This is a genomic window from Pantoea eucalypti, from assembly GCF_009646115.1.
Lineage (GTDB): Bacteria > Pseudomonadota > Gammaproteobacteria > Enterobacterales > Enterobacteriaceae > Pantoea > Pantoea eucalypti.
The window spans coordinates 892434-908952 of sequence record NZ_CP045720.1; the positions used below are offsets into that span (position 1 = coordinate 892434).

The 16519-nt window shown below is 56.4% G+C and carries 17 protein-coding genes; 14 read left to right on the forward strand and 3 right to left on the reverse strand.

From position 1 onward, the window contains the following. Window positions 1–16 precede the first annotated feature (16 nt). The gene (eno, locus tag EE896_RS04220; RefSeq protein ID WP_008927112.1) at window positions 17–1312 is read left to right on the forward strand and encodes a phosphopyruvate hydratase; all 1296 of its coding nucleotides are present in this window, start codon (window positions 17–19) and stop codon (window positions 1310–1312) included. A 149-nt stretch (window positions 1313–1461) separates the two neighbouring features. Beyond that, entirely contained in the window at window positions 1462–2133 is a 672-nt protein-coding gene (gene queE, locus EE896_RS04225; RefSeq protein WP_008927111.1) for a 7-carboxy-7-deazaguanine synthase QueE, read from the forward strand. A 94-nt stretch (window positions 2134–2227) separates the two neighbouring features. On the opposite strand, the gene queD is transcribed toward queE, so the two are convergent. Beyond that, the gene (queD, locus tag EE896_RS04230) at window positions 2228–2587 is read right to left on the reverse strand and encodes a 6-carboxytetrahydropterin synthase QueD (RefSeq protein WP_004571212.1); all 360 of its coding nucleotides are present in this window, start codon (window positions 2585–2587) and stop codon (window positions 2228–2230) included. 298 nt (window positions 2588–2885) lie between these two features. On the opposite strand from queD, the gene cysJ reads away from it, so the two are divergent. Genes cysJ through EE896_RS04245 form a run of 3 tightly spaced genes read left to right on the forward strand, consistent with a single transcriptional unit; the run spans window position 2886 to window position 7143 of the window. After that, entirely contained in the window at window positions 2886–4691 is a 1806-nt protein-coding gene (cysJ, locus tag EE896_RS04235; RefSeq protein ID WP_033743630.1) for an NADPH-dependent assimilatory sulfite reductase flavoprotein subunit, read from the forward strand. Continuing rightward, window positions 4691–6412 (forward strand): assimilatory sulfite reductase (NADPH) hemoprotein subunit, encoded by a 1722-nt coding sequence (gene cysI, locus EE896_RS04240; protein WP_004571210.1) that lies wholly within the window; start codon window positions 4691–4693, stop codon window positions 6410–6412. The genes cysJ and cysI overlap by 1 nt, the downstream gene beginning before the upstream one ends. Then, window positions 6409–7143 carry a phosphoadenylyl-sulfate reductase gene (locus EE896_RS04245; RefSeq protein WP_110411051.1) on the forward strand — a complete coding sequence of 245 codons (735 nt, stop codon included), beginning with the start codon at window positions 6409–6411 and terminating at the stop codon, window positions 7141–7143. Before cysI ends, EE896_RS04245 begins: the two co-directional genes overlap by 4 nt. A 60-nt stretch (window positions 7144–7203) precedes the next feature. Here the strand turns inward: EE896_RS04245 and EE896_RS04250 are convergent, their stop codons facing one another. After that, entirely contained in the window at window positions 7204–7488 is a 285-nt protein-coding gene (locus EE896_RS04250) for a YciI family protein (RefSeq protein WP_008927110.1), read from the reverse strand. 9 nt (window positions 7489–7497) lie between these two features. Further along, a complete protein-coding gene (locus EE896_RS04255; protein WP_033761585.1) occupies window positions 7498–8511 on the reverse strand; it encodes an aminopeptidase in 1014 nt (337 codons plus the stop codon). A gap of 364 nt (window positions 8512–8875) precedes the next feature. Between EE896_RS04255 and cysG the strand changes: the two genes are divergently transcribed. The 9 genes from cysG to truD all read left to right on the forward strand — a co-directional run bounded on the left by cysG (window position 8876) and on the right by truD (window position 16354). Beyond that, a complete protein-coding gene (cysG, locus tag EE896_RS04260) occupies window positions 8876–10291 on the forward strand; it encodes a siroheme synthase CysG (RefSeq protein WP_140916646.1) in 1416 nt (471 codons plus the stop codon). Between the two features lie 9 nt (window positions 10292–10300). Further along, window positions 10301–11209: a sulfate adenylyltransferase subunit CysD gene (cysD, locus tag EE896_RS04265; RefSeq protein WP_140916647.1), complete on the forward strand. Its 909-nt coding sequence runs from the start codon at window positions 10301–10303 to the stop codon at window positions 11207–11209. 11 nt (window positions 11210–11220) lie between these two features. Next, the gene (gene cysN / locus EE896_RS04270; RefSeq protein ID WP_140916648.1) at window positions 11221–12648 is read left to right on the forward strand and encodes a sulfate adenylyltransferase subunit CysN; all 1428 of its coding nucleotides are present in this window, start codon (window positions 11221–11223) and stop codon (window positions 12646–12648) included. Continuing rightward, entirely contained in the window at window positions 12648–13253 is a 606-nt protein-coding gene (cysC, locus tag EE896_RS04275; protein WP_004571202.1) for an adenylyl-sulfate kinase, read from the forward strand. Before cysN ends, cysC begins: the two co-directional genes overlap by 1 nt. A 54-nt stretch (window positions 13254–13307) precedes the next feature. Next, window positions 13308–13628 carry a DUF3561 family protein gene (locus EE896_RS04280; protein WP_140916649.1) on the forward strand — a complete coding sequence of 107 codons (321 nt, stop codon included), beginning with the start codon at window positions 13308–13310 and terminating at the stop codon, window positions 13626–13628. Between the two features lie 169 nt (window positions 13629–13797). After that, window positions 13798–14115, forward strand: coding sequence for a cell division protein FtsB (ftsB, locus tag EE896_RS04285; RefSeq protein WP_003849108.1), 318 nt, complete (start codon window positions 13798–13800; stop codon window positions 14113–14115). Window positions 14116–14118: 3 nt separating this feature from the next. Next, on the forward strand, window positions 14119–14835 hold the full coding sequence (gene ispD, locus EE896_RS04290) for a 2-C-methyl-D-erythritol 4-phosphate cytidylyltransferase (protein ID WP_003849105.1): 717 nt from the start codon (window positions 14119–14121) through the stop codon (window positions 14833–14835). Next, window positions 14835–15317 carry a 2-C-methyl-D-erythritol 2,4-cyclodiphosphate synthase gene (gene ispF, locus EE896_RS04295; RefSeq protein ID WP_008927107.1) on the forward strand — a complete coding sequence of 161 codons (483 nt, stop codon included), beginning with the start codon at window positions 14835–14837 and terminating at the stop codon, window positions 15315–15317. Before ispD ends, ispF begins: the two co-directional genes overlap by 1 nt. Next, window positions 15314–16354, forward strand: a complete 1041-nt coding sequence (gene truD, locus EE896_RS04300; RefSeq protein ID WP_105099860.1) for a tRNA pseudouridine(13) synthase TruD — start codon at window positions 15314–15316, stop codon at window positions 16352–16354. Before ispF ends, truD begins: the two co-directional genes overlap by 4 nt. The last annotated feature ends 165 nt before the right edge of the window (window positions 16355–16519 follow it).

Sequence of the window (16519 nt, forward strand, 5' to 3'; positions counted from 1 at the left end):
ACTGAGGAAAATCGTAATGTCCAAAATCGTAAAAGTCATCGGTCGCGAAATTATCGACTCACGTGGTAACCCGACTGTTGAAGCTGAAGTGCATCTGGAAGGCGGTTTCGTTGGCCTGGCCGCTGCGCCATCAGGTGCCTCTACCGGTTCACGCGAAGCGCTGGAACTGCGTGACGGTGACAAATCACGTTTCCTGGGCAAAGGCGTAACCAAAGCCGTTGCTGCAGTAAACGGTCCGATTGCTGAAGCGGTAAAAGGCAAAGACGCGAAAGATCAGGCGAACATCGATAAGATCATGATCGACCTGGACGGTACTGAGAACAAATCTAACTTCGGTGCTAACGCCATTCTGGCCGTTTCACTGGCAGCGGCTAAAGCTGCTGCAGCCTCTAAAGGTCAGCCGCTGTATGAGCACATCGCTGAACTGAACGGCACCCCAGGCAAATACTCTATGCCACTGCCAATGATGAACATCATCAACGGCGGCGAGCATGCCGACAACAACGTCGACATCCAGGAATTCATGATTCAGCCGGTTGGTGCAGCAAACCTGAAAGAAGCCATCCGTATGGGTTCTGAAGTTTTCCACAACCTGGCAAAAGTGCTGAAAAGCAAAGGCATGAGCACTGCAGTGGGTGACGAAGGTGGCTACGCGCCTAACCTGGGTTCTAACGCAGAAGCCCTGGCCGTTATCGCTGAAGCGGTAAAAGCAGCAGGCTACGAGCTGGGTAAAGACATCACCCTGGCAATGGACTGTGCAGCATCTGAGTTCTACAAAGATGGCAAATATGTTCTGGCCGGTGAAGGCGGTAAAGCGTTTACCTCTGAAGAGTTCACCCACTTCCTGGAAGATCTGACTAAACAGTATCCGATCGTTTCTATCGAAGATGGCCTGGACGAATCTGACTGGGACGGCTTCGCTTACCAGACTAAAGTGCTGGGCGACAAAATCCAGCTGGTGGGCGATGATCTGTTCGTCACCAACACCAAAATCCTGAAAGAAGGTATCGATAAAGGTATCGCTAACTCCATTCTGATCAAATTCAACCAGATCGGTTCTCTGACCGAAACCCTGGCTGCGATCAAAATGGCGAAAGACGCAGGCTACACTGCCGTGATCTCTCACCGTTCAGGCGAAACCGAAGATGCCACCATCGCTGACCTGGCGGTAGGTACTGCAGCGGGCCAGATCAAAACCGGTTCAATGAGCCGTTCTGACCGTGTTGCTAAGTACAACCAGCTGATCCGTATCGAAGAAGCGCTGGGTTCTAAAGCGCCATTCAACGGTCTGAAAGAAGTTAAAGGTCAGTAATGACCCTGTGCTGATGTCGCGTTAAGCGGCATCGCATATTCTGAAAGCCCCGCCTTGTGCGGGGCTTTTGCTTTTTCGTGTCGCGCAGCTGTTGTTGTGCGGCACACGCTGGCATAATCAGCGCCCCGATTTCTCCAGGCGAGTAAAAAATGTTTTACCCGATTAACGAAATGTTCCAGACACTGCAGGGCGAAGGTTATTACACCGGCGTGCCTGCCATTTTCATTCGCTTACAGGGATGCCCGGTGGGCTGTAGCTGGTGCGATACCAAACACACCTGGGAAAAGCGGACAGATCGGGAAACGTCGCTGGGCGATATTTTGATCAAGACAGTGGAAAGCGATGCGTGGGGTGATGCCGACGCGGCGACACTGGTGAATGCCATTGCACAGCAGGGCTGGACGGCCCGGCACGTGGTGATTACCGGCGGCGAACCGGCGATTTACGATCTGCGTCCGTTAACGACTGCGCTGGAACAGCACGGTTTCCAGTGCCAGATTGAGACCAGCGGAACGCACGAGATTCACTGTTCCGAACAGACCTGGGTGACCGTCTCCCCGAAAGTCAACATGCGCGGCGGTTATGATGTGCTGCCTCAGGCGCTGAGTCGGGCCGATGAAATCAAGCATCCGGTGGCGCGCGAGCGTGATGTGGACGCGCTGGATCTGCTGCTGGCAGGGATAGACGACACTAAAGCCCGGATCATCGCGTTACAGCCGATCAGCCGCAAAGATGATGCCACCCGACTCTGCATCGAGACCTGCATTGCACGTAACTGGCGTCTGTCGATGCAGACCCATAAGTACCTGAATATTGCCTGATTAAGCGTATTGGGTGGTTAATCGCGGGGAAGCGAGCGTGAAGGGCGGGACGGAGAGGAAATAGCGTCGGATCGAAGGGTTCGATCCGACAGGCTTAGCCGCGGTAAACGCAGCCTGCAGTGCAGGTTTCTTTGATCATCACCGCGCTTAACAGCGGCAGTTCTGGCTTCATCTGATCCCAGATCCATTTTGCCAGCACTTCGCTGGTGGGATTTTCCAGGCCAGGAATATCATTCAGATAGTAGTGATCCAGCCGATTATAGAGGGGCTTAAACGCCGCCTTCAGTTCAGCAAAATCCATAACCCAGCCGGTATGCGCATCCACTTCGCCGGTAATCTCCAGACGAACCAGGAACGAATGACCGTGCAGACGGCCACATTTGTGTCCGGCCGGCACATTCGGTAGATGGTGCGCGGCTTCGAACTGGAACTCTTTAAACAAGGTGGTAGACATAGTGGTTCTCAGACATTAAAAAACCGCTGAATTCTACCTGATTACCGCTTTTTTCGCACCCGCACCGCACAAACCGATACGTTTCCCGCGGCGTTAATTCCCGGTAACCAGCTAATCAACTGATATATCACCGCTTTGCTTACCACTTTTAACGATTATGCCTACCTGGAAAACCCTTTAGTCATTTTGGTTATTTGATATGTCGAAGGTGTATTTAATCGTTAATATACAGACCGGTAACCTACGCACTCTTCCGCCATTTACGGTCCGGACTTCTGATACTGGAATTTTTAACGCGATGACGACTCAGGCACCTGGTTCTATGCTTCCGCTCTCACCGGAACAACTCGCCCGCTTACAGGCGGCGACGACAGATTATTCCCCGACTCAACTGGCGTGGCTGTCCGGCTATTTCTGGGGTCGGGTAGAACAGACGCCAGGTAGCGCCGTCGCAGGCAGTACACCCGCTCCGGTAGACGTGCCCGCCATTACGCTGCTTTCTGCCTCCCAGACTGGCAATGCCCGTCGTCTGGCTGAGCAGTTGCGTGATGACCTGCTGGCCGCGAAGCTCAACGTAAACCTGGTGAACGCCGGTGATTACAAGTTCAAACAGATTGGCCAGGAAAAAATGCTGGTCGTGGTGACCTCCACCCAGGGCGAAGGTGAGCCGCCGGAAGAGGCGGTGGCACTGCATAAATTCCTGATGTCGAAAAAGGCACCGAAAATGGCCGGTGCAGCCTTTGCGGTGTTTGGCCTGGGCGACACCTCGTACGAATTTTTCAGTCAGGCGGGCAAAGATTTTGACAACCGTCTGGCAGAGCTGGGTGGCGAGCGTCTGCTGGATCGCGTCGATGCGGATGTTGAGTATGCTGAGCAGGCTTCCGCCTGGCGCAGTGCGCTGACGGAAATTCTGAAAAAGCGCGTGCCGACCGAATCCCCGGCGCAGGCTGCGGCGACAGCGGCAGGCAGCGTCAACGAAGTCACCACCAGTCCCTACAGCAAAGAGTCTCCGCTCAGCGCCAGTCTGGCGGTAAATCAGAAAATCACCGGACGTGACTCAGACAAAGATGTGCGCCATATCGAAATCGATCTGGGCGACTCAGGTCTCCGCTACCAGCCTGGCGATGCGCTGGGCGTCTGGTATGAAAATGACGCGGCGCTGGTCAGCGAGCTGCTGGAGCTGGTCTGGCTGAAAGGCGATGAGTCAGTAGAGGTTCAGGGCAAAACCCTGCCGCTGGCTGAGGCGCTGCAGAAGCATTTCGAGCTGACGGTGAATACTGCGCAGATCGTGGCGCAGTACGCCCAGCTGTCCCGCAACGCCGAGCTGCTGTCACTGGTGGATGATAAAGCCAGGCTGCAGCAGTATGCGCAGCACTATCCGATTGTGGATATGGTGCGTCTGGCCCCGGCTGAGCTCACCGCAGAACAGCTGACCGGCCTGCTGCGACCGCTGACGCCGCGACTCTACTCTATTGCCTCCTCACAGGCCGAAACCGAGTCCGAAGTTCACATTACCGTAGGTGCAGTGCGCTTTGATATTGAAGGTCGCCAGCGCGGCGGCGGCGCTTCGACCTGGCTGGCCGATCGCATCGAAGAAGAGGGCGAGGTCCGGGTCTTCATCGAACACAACGACAATTTCCGCCTGCCGGCTAATCCGGACGCGCCTGTGATCATGATTGGTCCGGGCACCGGCATCGCGCCGTTCCGCGCCTTTATGCAGCAGCGCGACAACGACGGTGCCAGCGGTAAAAACTGGCTATTCTTTGGTAATCCGCACTTCACCGACGATTTCCTCTACCAGGTGGAGTGGCAGAAATATGTGAAGGATGGCCTGCTGACGAATATCGACCTCGCCTGGTCACGCGATCAGGCAGAGAAGATTTACGTACAGGATAAGATCCGTGCGAAAGGGGCCGAAGTCTGGCGCTGGATTGAAGAGGGCGCGCATCTTTATGTCTGTGGCGATGCGAACCGTATGGCAAAAGACGTCGAGCAGGCACTGCTGGATGTGGTGGTCGAACACGGCGGAATGGATCGTGAAACGGCCGACGAATTTTTAAGTGAGCTGCGCATTGAGCGCCGTTATCAGCGAGACGTTTACTAATGAGCGATAAACACCCTGGACCGCTGGTTGTCGAAGGCAAATTAACAGACGCTGAGCGTCTGAAGAAGCAGAGCAACTATCTGCGCGGCACCATCAAAGAAGATCTGGAAGAAGGTCTGACCGGCGGTTTCACCGGCGACAACTTCCTGCTGATCCGCTTTCACGGCATGTACCAGCAGGATGACCGCGACATTCGCGCCGAACGTGCCGAGCAGAAGCTGGAGCCGCGTCACGCAATGATGCTGCGCTGCCGACTGCCGGGCGGCATCATTACGCCGACCCAGTGGCTGGCTATCGACAAATTTGCTACCGATAAAACCATTTACGGCAGCATCCGTCTGACCAACCGTCAGACCTTCCAGTTTCACGGCATTCTGAAGAAGAACGTCAAGCCGACGCATCAGATGCTGCATGAAGTGGGACTGGATGCGCTGGCGACCGCCAACGACGTAAACCGTAACGTGCTCTGTACCTCGAACCCTGTAGAGTCTGAGCTGCATCAGGAAGCCTATGAGTGGGCGAAGAAGCTCTCTGAGCATCTGCTGCCGCGCACCCGTGCCTATGCAGAGATCTGGTGGGATAAAGAAAAAGTCGCGACCACTGATGAAGAGCCGATTCTCGGTGAAACCTATCTGCCGCGTAAATTCAAAACCACAGTCGTGATTCCGCCGCACAACGATGTGGATCTGCACGCCAACGATCTGAACTTTGTTGCGGTCGCTGAGAATGGCAAGCTGGTGGGCTTCAACCTGCTGGTGGGCGGCGGCCTGTCGATCGAGCACGGTAACAAAGCGACTTACGCGCGCACCGCCAGCGAGTTTGGGTACTTCCCGGTAGAGAAAATCCTTGATGTGGCCGAGGCGGTTGTGACGACTCAGCGCGACTGGGGCAACCGTACCGATCGTAAAAACGCCAAAACCAAATACACCCTGGAACGCGTTGGCGTCGAGACGTTTAAAGCGGAAGTTGAAAAACGTGCTGGTGTGACGTTTGAGCCGATTCGTCCGTATGAGTTCACCACCCGTGGCGATCGTATTGGCTGGATCAAAGGCATCGACAACAAATGGCACCTGACGCTGTTTATTGAAAATGGCCGTCTGCTCGATTATCCGGGCCGACCGCTGAAAAGCGGCATCGCTGAAATTGCGAAAATTCATCAGGGTGATTTCCGTCTGACCGCTAACCAGAATCTGATTGTGGCAGGCGTGCCGGAAAGTGAGAAAGCGCAGATCGAAGCGATCGCCCGTGAGCATGGTCTGATGGATCAGGTTACGCCTCAGCGCGAAAACTCGATGGCCTGCGTCGCGTTCCCGACCTGTCCGCTGGCGATGGCAGAAGCCGAACGTTTCCTGCCAGCGTTTGTGACCAAAGTTGAAGGCATCATGCACGCGCATGGCGTCGGCGATGAGCACATAGTGTTACGCGTTACCGGTTGTCCGAACGGTTGCGGCCGTGCCATGCTGGCTGAGCTGGGTCTGGTGGGTAAAGCGCCAGGCCGCTACAACCTGCATCTGGGCGGAAACCGCAGCGGAACGCGTATTCCCCGTATGTACCGTGAAAACATTAACGAAAGCGAAATTCTCGCCACGATTGATGAGCTGGTGGGACGCTGGGCCACCGAGCGCCAGGCCGCAGAAGGCTTTGGTGACTTCACCATCCGCGCGGGCATTGTTGCGCCGGTGCTGGACCCGGCACGCGATTTTTGGGAGGAAGCAAAATGAGTCAGCCCGACCTCGCAGCACTGAATGAGATGTCCAAAGTCCAGCGTGCTATGGCGCTGGCCGCGATCAATGCGCAGCTGGAGAAGTCTTCAGCGGAAGAGCGGGTCAGCTGGGCGCTGGAGAATCTGCCGGGTGCTTATGTGCTCTCCTCCAGTTTCGGTATTCAGGCCGCGGTGTCGCTGCACCTGGTGACGCGCCAGCAGCCCGATATTCCGGTGATCCTGACCGACACCGGCTATCTGTTCCCGGAGACCTATCGTTTTATTGATGAGCTGGCGGACCAGCTCAATCTCAACCTCAAAGTGTTTCGCGCCGAGACCTCACCGGCCTGGCAGGAAGCGCGTTACGGCAAACTGTGGGAGCAGGGCGTCGAGGGGATTGAGAAATATAACGAGATTAACAAAGTCGAGCCGATGAACCGCGCCATCGAAACCCTGGGCGCGCAGACCTGGTTTGCTGGCCTCCGCCGCGACCAGTCAGGCAGCCGGGCGAATCTGCCGGTGCTGGGTGTACAGCGTGGCGTCTTTAAGCTGCTGCCGATTATCGACTGGGATAACCGCCAGATTCATCAGTACCTGGAGCAGCACAAGCTTAAGTACCATCCGCTGTGGGATGAAGGCTATCTTTCGGTGGGCGATACCCACACCACCCGCAAGTGGGAGCCGGGTATGGCAGAAGAAGAGACACGCTTCTTCGGTCTCAAGCGCGAGTGTGGTCTGCACGAAGGGTAATACCGAGCTTCTCTCCCTGAAATCAGGGAGAGAAGTGCTTCTTGACGGTCAGGCGGAAAGTTAAACGCCTTTTAATCCGGCAAACGCCTCCGCTGCACGGGTCACATTCACTTTCGTCACCTCATACTCTGCCACCGCCACAAACGGATCTTCCGCTAAGATCGCATCCAGCGCTTCACGCGCCATCTCCCTGACCAGCAGCATGCCACCTGTGCGTGGATCTTTACGTCCTGCGGCAATAAAACTGCCTGCCTCAAAATAGCGGTCAAGCCATTCAATATGGCCTGCCAGCAGCGCCTCAACCTCTTCTATCGGACGAACGTAATTCAGAAAGACCACGTACATGTCAGATCCTCACACTTTAGGATTGGTCAGTTCGCTGATCAGCGGCAGCAGCACGCGGACACTGTCGCGGGTGCGCAGGGCTATCTGGCCCGGCAGCCAGCGGTCGAGATAGTTCAGATTATCCAGGTCAGTCTGATGACGGGTCACGCCATCAGGAAAGTGCGGGCTACGATGACGCTGTAGTGCGCCATCTTTGTTACCCAGCGACCAGTTACTGGCAGTAACATTCAGCAGCGGAAAGCCTGCCTTGTCAAAGGCATTGAGGCCATTGAAGTCCTTGCGATTCAGCTGATGACTGGCAGCGGGAATGCCTTGCTGACGTGCCAGTAGCAGGGCGCGATCGCTGGTCTGTTTGCGCACCGCCCGGGGCGTGTTCATGCCACTGTTGAAATAGAGATGATCGCCGGTTATCAGGCTATTCAGATTGATGACCAGCAGCGTGTTCTTCTTCTCACGGGTGCTCATTCGCTCAACATAATCATCCAGGCCGTGCAGATCCGCTTCTCCGGCGCTCAGCGCCACAAAGCGAATGCCATAGTGAAGCGGTTTGCGACTCAGTTGCTGCGCCAGTTCCAGCATCACGCCAAGACCTGACGCATTGTCATCAACACCCTGCAGGCGTAAGCCGCCCAGATTGTGATGGACCTGGTTGCTGTTTTGCGGCGTCCAGGTATCCAGGTGCGCCACGATCAGAATCTCCTGTGGCACGCTGCCTGCGCGCGCAGCAATGACGGAGGTTGCCGTCAGTTTATGCCAGCGCTGCGTGCCGTCATCTTCCTGCCATTTGTAGCCCGTGTTGAACTGGCGGGTATCGGTTTTATAACCCAGCGCGGTAAATTGTTGCTGCAGATAGTCCGTGGCCATCAATTCAGCCGGACTGCCGCTCATGCGGCCAGGAAAATAAGTGGCGATGTGCCGGACCTGCTGTTCGGCAAACTGACCTGTCGGCGTGGCTAAAACCAGCGGGGAAATGAGTGCGCTAAACAAAACTGTCGCTACCCTCAGGCGGAGGGAACAAAACATAATGCGTCCTTTTTTCATTATTCGATAGGCATTCAACATGCGGACCTGAGTCAGTCATGCCGCGCGTATTATACCCTCTTTGTTCTGCGACCTGGTTAACGGAATAAGTTGCTGCCTTAACATAATGGGGTAACGCGTGTTTATTGCTGGCACTTATCTGCTTTTACAGTTACAGGCACAGAGGCGAATCTGTGAACCTGTTCACGAAAAAGCCATTATATTTCATCTGCTAAGACCAAATTGTTCTGTGCTTTGCGAAGTCTTTATTCCATTCGGTAACTACTCATTCCAATTCGTAATTTCAACTGCATAAACCCGGCGACGTATAGTCGCGTTAATACAAAGTTAAAACATCAGGGTTAACGTGGACTATTTGCCTCTTTTTGCCGATCTTTCTGGCCGCCCGGTTCTGGTTGTCGGCGGTGGAGATATTGCGGCGCGAAAAATTGAACTACTGCGCCGTGCGCGTGCGCGCGTTCTGATCGCCTCGCGTGAACTCTGCCCTGAACTGCAGGCACTGCTGGAAAAGCAGGAGCTGGAGTGGCTGGCGACTGAATTTGACCCGGCCCAGCTGGATGGGGTTTTCCTGGTGATCGCCGCGACCGACGACAACCATCTCAACACCCAGGTCTTTGAAGCTGCTAACGCGCGGCAGAAGCTGGTTAACGTGGTTGATGACCAGCCAAAATGCACCTTTATCTTCCCCTCGATTGTTGACCGCTCACCTCTGGTGGTGGCGATCTCCTCCAGCGGCACCGCACCGGTGCTGGCACGTATGCTGCGCGAAAAAATCGAAACGCTGTTGCCTGCCAGTCTCGGCCAGATGGCTGAGGTAGCCGGGCTCTGGCGCGATAAAGTTAAAGCGCGCTTCAGCCGCATGTCTGATCGCCGGCGCTTCTGGGAACGCGCTTTTGATGGCCGGTTCGCCAGTGAGATGTCAGCCGGTAACGTCGAAGAGGCGAAACGTACGCTGGACCGTGAGCTGCAGGAAGAGCCAACCCGTCAGGGCGAGATTTTCCTGGTGGGTGCCGGACCGGGCGACAGCGGCCTGCTGACGCTACGTGGCCTGCAGGTGATGCAGTTAGCGGATGTGGTGCTCTACGACCATCTGGTCAGTGAAGAGGTGCTGGATCTGGTGCGACGCGACGCCGACCGCATCTGCGTCGGCAAACGAGCCAGCGCGCATACGTTACCGCAGGAAGAGATTAATCAGTTGCTGGTTTCACTGGCGCTGAAAGGTAAGCGCGTCGTCCGCCTCAAGGGCGGCGATCCCTTTATCTTTGGCCGTGGCGGCGAAGAGCTGCAGGCGGCTCAGCAGGCGGGCATTCCGTTCCAGGTGGTGCCGGGCGTCACCGCGGCTGCCGGTGCGACGGCCTATGCCGGTATTCCGCTGACCCACCGCGATTACGCGCAGAGCGTAATGTTTATTACCGGTCACTGCCGTCCCGATGGGGATGACATTGACTGGCCATCACTGGCGCGTGCGCGTCAGACGCTGGCGATCTACATGGGAACGGTTAAAGCGGCTGCCATCAGCGCGGCGCTGATTCAGCACGGTCGCGCGCCATCAACGCCGGTGGCGGTGATCAGTTGCGGCACCCGTCAGGATCAACAGGTGCTGACCGGCACCTTAGAACAACTTGAGGCGCTGGCCGCCTCGGCACCTACTCCGGCGCTACTGGTGATCGGAGAGGTGGTTAATCTGCACGGGCAACTCGCCTGGTTTAAACATTCGGCACAGCAGGGGGCTCGCGAGTCCGCCGTTGTCAATCTGGCTTGAGGGAAAATCATGGACCAAAAACGACTCACTCATCTGCGTCAGCTGGAGGCGGAGAGTATCCACATCATTCGCGAAGTCGCGGCCGAGTTCAGCAATCCGGTGATGATGTACTCCATCGGTAAAGACTCCTCGGTAATGCTGCATCTGGCGCGTAAAGCCTTTTATCCTGGCACGCTGCCGTTCCCGTTGCTGCATGTGGATACCGGCTGGAAATTCCGTGAAATGTACGAGTTTCGCGACCGCACCGTGAAAGCGATGGGCGCAGAGTTGCTGGTTCACCGCAACCCGGAAGGCGTGGCGATGGGGATTAACCCGTTTGTCCACGGCAGTGCCAAACACACTGACATCATGAAAACCGAAGGGCTGAAGCAGGCGCTGAATAAATATGGTTTTGATGCGGCCTTTGGCGGCGCACGTCGTGATGAAGAGAAGTCTCGCGCCAAAGAGCGTATCTACTCTTTCCGCGACCGCTTCCATCGCTGGGACCCGAAAAACCAGCGTCCTGAGCTGTGGCACAACTACAACGGCCAGATCAACAAGGGCGAGAGCATCCGCGTCTTCCCGCTGTCGAACTGGACCGAACTGGATATCTGGCAGTACATCTTCCTGGAAAACATCGAGATCGTGCCGCTCTATCTCGCCGCGCCACGTCCGGTGCTGGAGCGTGATGGCATGCTGATGATGATCGATGACGATCGCATCAACCTGCAGCCGGGTGAAGAGATCACCCAGCGGATGGTCCGTTTCCGTACGCTCGGCTGCTGGCCGCTGACCGGCGCGGTAGAGTCCGAAGCGCGGACGCTGCCGGAGATCATCGAAGAGATGCTGGTTTCTACCACCAGCGAGCGTCAGGGCCGCATGATTGATCGCGATCAGTCCGGTTCGATGGAACTGAAAAAACGTCAGGGTTATTTCTAAGGAGACGCCAGATGAATACCGTAATTGCACAACAGATTGCCGACCAGGGCGGCGTTGAAGCCTGGCTGACCGCGCAACAGCATAAGAGCCTGCTGCGTTTTCTGACCTGCGGCAGCGTTGACGACGGAAAAAGTACCCTGATTGGGCGTCTGCTACATGACACCCGTCAGATCTATGAAGATCAGCTTTCATCGCTGCATAACGACAGCAAACGTCATGGCACCCAGGGCGAGAAACTCGATCTGGCGCTGCTGGTGGATGGTCTGCAGGCTGAGCGTGAGCAGGGCATTACCATTGATGTGGCCTACCGCTATTTCTCGACTGAAAAGCGTAAATTTATCATCGCCGATACGCCGGGCCATGAGCAGTACACCCGCAATATGGCGACCGGTGCATCAACCTGTGACCTGGCGATTCTGCTGATCGATGCCCGTAAAGGCGTGCTGGATCAGACCCGCCGTCACAGCTTTATTTCGACGCTGCTGGGGATCAAACATCTGGTAGTGGCGATTAATAAGATGGATCTGGTTGAGTACGATCAGGCGCGCTACGAGCAGATCAAACAGGATTACCTGGACTTTGCAGGCCAGTTACCGGATGACCTCGATATCCGCTTTGTGCCGATGTCGGCGCTGGAAGGGGATAACGTAGCATCCGCCAGTCAGACCATGCCATGGTACAGCGGCCCGACGCTGCTGGATGTCCTGGAAACAGTGGAACTGAACCGCGTGGTGGATCACCAGCCGATGCGTTTCCCGGTGCAGTATGTTAACCGTCCTAACCTGGATTTCCGTGGCTATGCCGGTACCCTGGCGTCAGGCAGCGTGCAGGTGGGCCAGCGCGTTAAAGTGCTGCCGTCTGGCGTAGAGTCGACTATTGCCCGCATAGTGACCTTTGATGGCGATCTGCAGGAAGCGGGCGCAGGTGAAGCGATCACCCTGGTGCTGCAGGATGAGATTGATATCAGTCGTGGCGATCTGCTGGTTGATGCCAGCGAAACGCTGGCTGCGGTTCAGTCTGCCAGCGTTGACGTGGTCTGGATGGCAGAACAGCCTCTGCAGGCCGGTCATAGCTATGATCTGAAAATCGCCGGTAAGAAAACCCGTGGACGGGTAGAGAAAGTCCTGCATCAGGTGGAGATTAACTCGCTGGAGACACGTCAGGTCGATGCGCTGCCGCTAAACGGTATTGGTCGCATTGAATTAACCTTTGACGAACCGATGGTGCTCGACAGCTATCAGCAGAATCCGGTGACCGGCGGCATGATCTTTATCGATCGACTGACCAACGTGACCGTGGGTGCCGGCATGATCCATCAGCCAAACCATGACGCTCCGGTTAATACCGGCGAGTTCAGCGCGTTTGAGCTGGAACTGAATGCACTGGTGCGCCGTCACTTCCCACACTGGAACGCGCGCGACCTGCTGGGCGGTCAATAATGGCTCAGCACGATGATAACGTGGTGTGGCATGACCATCCGGTAACTCGTGCTTCACGCGAACAGCAGCATGGCCATCAGGGCGTGGTGCTGTGGTTCACCGGGCTTTCGGGCTCGGGGAAATCCACGGTCGCAGGCGCGCTGGAGCAGGCGCTGCACCGTATTGGCGTCAGCACCTATCTGCTGGATGGTGACAATGTGCGTCACGGTCTCTGTCGTGACCTCGGCTTCAGCGACGATGACCGCAAGGAGAATATCCGTCGGGTCGGCGAGGTGGCGAAACTGATGGTGGATGCCGGGCTCGTGGTGCTTACTGCCTTTATTTCACCGCATCGCGCCGAGCGCCAGATGGTGCGCGACCTGCTGGAGCCGGGTCAGTTTATCGAAGTGTTTGTCGATACGCCGCTGGCGGTGTGTGAAGCACGCGATCCAAAAGGGTTATACCGCAAAGCACGTGCCGGTGAACTGCGTAATTTCACCGGTATCGACAGCGTCTATGAAGCGCCCGACAGCCCGGAAATCCAGCTGGATGGCGAACAATTGGTTACAAAACTGGCCGCCCAATTGTTAGACGTGCTACGCGACCGCGATATCATCAGATCCTGAAGAGACAGCGGCAAATCGCTTCGGGTTTGCCGCCCTCGCAACAACAGGATGCCTATGCAGAACGTCACACCCATGCTCGCTCGTAAAGATGACTCCTCCCAGGATGAGCCACGCTCATTGCTGCCGGGCGGTGTTATCGGCTTACTCGCTTACTGGTGTGCGCTGGCGCTTCCTTTCCTGCTGTTCGGCTCTAACACGCTGTTCTTCTTTCTCTATACCTGGCCATTCTTTCTGGCGCTGCTGCCGGTTGCCGTGGTCACGGGCATCGCACTGAATACGCTGCTGAGCGGACACTGGATTTGGGCTGCCCTCGCCACAGTCATTATGGTGGTGACTCTCTTCTGGTTAATGTTCTCCTTTCTCTCCGGCTGGTAAGCCTTAACGGCGTCCGTGCTGATGTGCAAACGCATCGGCAGGTTACAAAACTTTTCCCGTCAGAATCGGTACTGATTGCGCAGAGGCGCAGCAAAGCGCGCCATTTTCGCTGCTGGTGTGGAGTCCTGTGCAAAGTTATGGGATGATTGGGCCGTTTTTAGGGGGCGGGATGGGAAAACTGACGTTACTGTTATTGGTGCTGCTTGGCTGGCTGCAATATTCATTGTGGCTGGGGAAAAATGGCATCCATGACTATACGCGCGTCAATGATGATGTCGCGGTACAACAGGCAAACAATGCCAAACTTAAATCGCGAAACGATCAGCTGTTTGCCGAAATTGACGATCTCAATGGCGGCTCGGAAGCGATCGAGGAGCGTGCACGCAATGAACTGGGCATGATTAAGCCCGGTGAGACCTTCTATCGTCTGGTGCCTGACCAGAACAAACGTAACGCGCAACAATCAGCGCAAAACCTACAACGATAAAACATGAACACTCTGGCCTCCCTTGCGGATGTGATTGCCGTGGTGCCCGCTGCCGGAATCGGCAGCCGCATGCAGGCAACCTGTCCGAAGCAGTATCTGACGATTGGTCAGCACACCCTTCTGGAACACAGCATTGCACGTCTGTTTTCCCATCCCGCCATCAGACAGGTGATTGTCGCCCTCAGTCCCGATGACCAGCACTTCGCTTCATTGCCGCTGGCACGCGATCCGCGTGTGCTCAGGGTCACAGGCGGCGAGACCCGCGCTGAATCGGTGCTGGCCGGATTACAGGCCGCACAGGGTTCGGCCTGGGTGCTGGTCCATGATGCTGCGCGTCCCTGTCTGCATCCCGACGATCTTCAGAAACTGCTTAACGTGCGTGAACAGAGCCACGTGGGCGGAATTCTGGCTGCGCCAGTGCGCGACACCATGAAACGGGGCGAGCCGGGCAAAGCCGCAGTGGCCCATACCGTGGAACGCGACGATCTCTGGCACGCCTTAACGCCGCAATTTTTCCCGCATGCGCTGCTCACTGCCTGCCTGACGCGGGCGCTGACAGAAGGCGCAACCATCACCGATGAAGCATCGGCGCTGGAGTATTGCGGCTATCATCCGCTGCTGGTCAGCGGACGCAGTGATAACATCAAAGTCACCCGGCCAGAAGATCTGGCGCTGGCGGCTTTTTATCTGAGTCAGATTCAATTAAAGGAGAGCGCATGATGCGTATCGGTCACGGTTTTGACGTTCACGCCTTTGGCGGAGAGGGTCCGTTAGTGATTGGCGGTGTGCGGATCCCATTTGAACACGGTTTTATCGCCCATTCGGATGGCGATGTGGCGCTGCATGCGCTGACTGATGCGCTGCTGGGCGCTGTGGCGATGGGCGATATCGGCAAGTTATTCCCCGACACCGATCCGGCCTTTAAAGGGGCGGACAGCCGCGGCCTGCTGCGTGAGGCCTGGCGTCGTATCGAAGCCAAAGGCTATCGCATCGGTAATGTCGACGTCACAATTATTGCTCAGGCACCGAAAATGCTGCCGCATGTGCCACAGATGCGCATCAACATCGCAGAAGATCTGGGCTGCCATATGGATGCGGTCAACGTCAAAGCGACCACCACTGAGAAACTCGGCTTTACCGGGCGCGGTGAAGGCATTGCCTGTGAAGCGGTCGCGTTAGTCCTGAAAGCTGACAGCCAATGAGTCTGAATTACCTGCACGGCACACCTGTGGCCTCTGGCGTGATCAAAGCCAGTCCCGAAGATTTCGTGGTAGTTGAAGATCTCGGCTATGGCGCGGATGGTGAAGGTGAGCATCTGTTGGTGCGGATCCGTAAAACAGGTGCGAATACCCGTTTTGTGGCAGAAGCGCTGGCTAAGTACCTGGGTATTCATCCGCGCGACATGAGTTATGCCGGAATGAAAGATCGCCATGCGGTGACGGAACAGACCCTCTGTTTTCGCCTGCCGGGTAATGCGATGCCCGACCTGCGCGGTTTTACGCTGGAAGGGGTTGAGATTTTGCAGGCGGTACGCCACAAGCGTAAGCTGCGCATCGGCGCACTGGCGGGGAATGCGTTCCGGCTGGTCATCCGTCAGATCAGCGATTGTGATGCGGTTGAAACGCGTCTGACGCAGATCCGCGATGCGGGCGCGCCCAACTATTTTGGTGAGCAGCGTTTTGGTCGCGGCGGCAATAACCTGGTGATGGCAGAAAAGTGGGCGCGCAATGAGATCATTGTCCGTGACCGCAACAAGCGCAGCCTGATGCTCTCTGCCGCGCGCAGTGCGCTGTTTAATCAGGTGACCAGTGCACGTCTGCAGCAGCAGGGCAGTCTGACTCAGGTGCTCAACGGCGATGCATTGCAGCTGACCGGTCGAGGCAGCTGGTTTGTGGCACAGCCTGAAGAACTGGCCGACTCACAACGGCGGGTTGATCACCATGAGCTGCGGATTACCGCGCCGCTGACGGGACGCGGGGACGCTGGCACGCAGGCTGATGCGCTGGCGTTTGAACAGCAGACGCTGGCTAATGATACGCCGCTGCTGAGCCTCATTGAACGTGAGAAGGTCGATGCAGCCCGCCGCGCCATGCTGGTGGTGCCACGGGATATGCAGTGGCGCTGGTGGGATGACGTCACGCTGGAACTGACATTCTGGCTGCCCGCGGGGAGCTTTGCGACCAGCGTGGTCCGGGAGCTGCTGACCTCCGCAGACTCGCTCGATCAGATTGATGAGTAATCTTCGCTGCAACATTACCCGCAGTGTGGGTAATGTTGCGGCAAACCCCCACCGCTGTGTGATTTACGCCTACCACTTCCTTGCGCGCCTCGTTAGAATGCAAAAATCGCTGTCCATTCCTCACCTGTTGCCATGCCGTTAAAACAGGTTCAGTCACGGCGACCA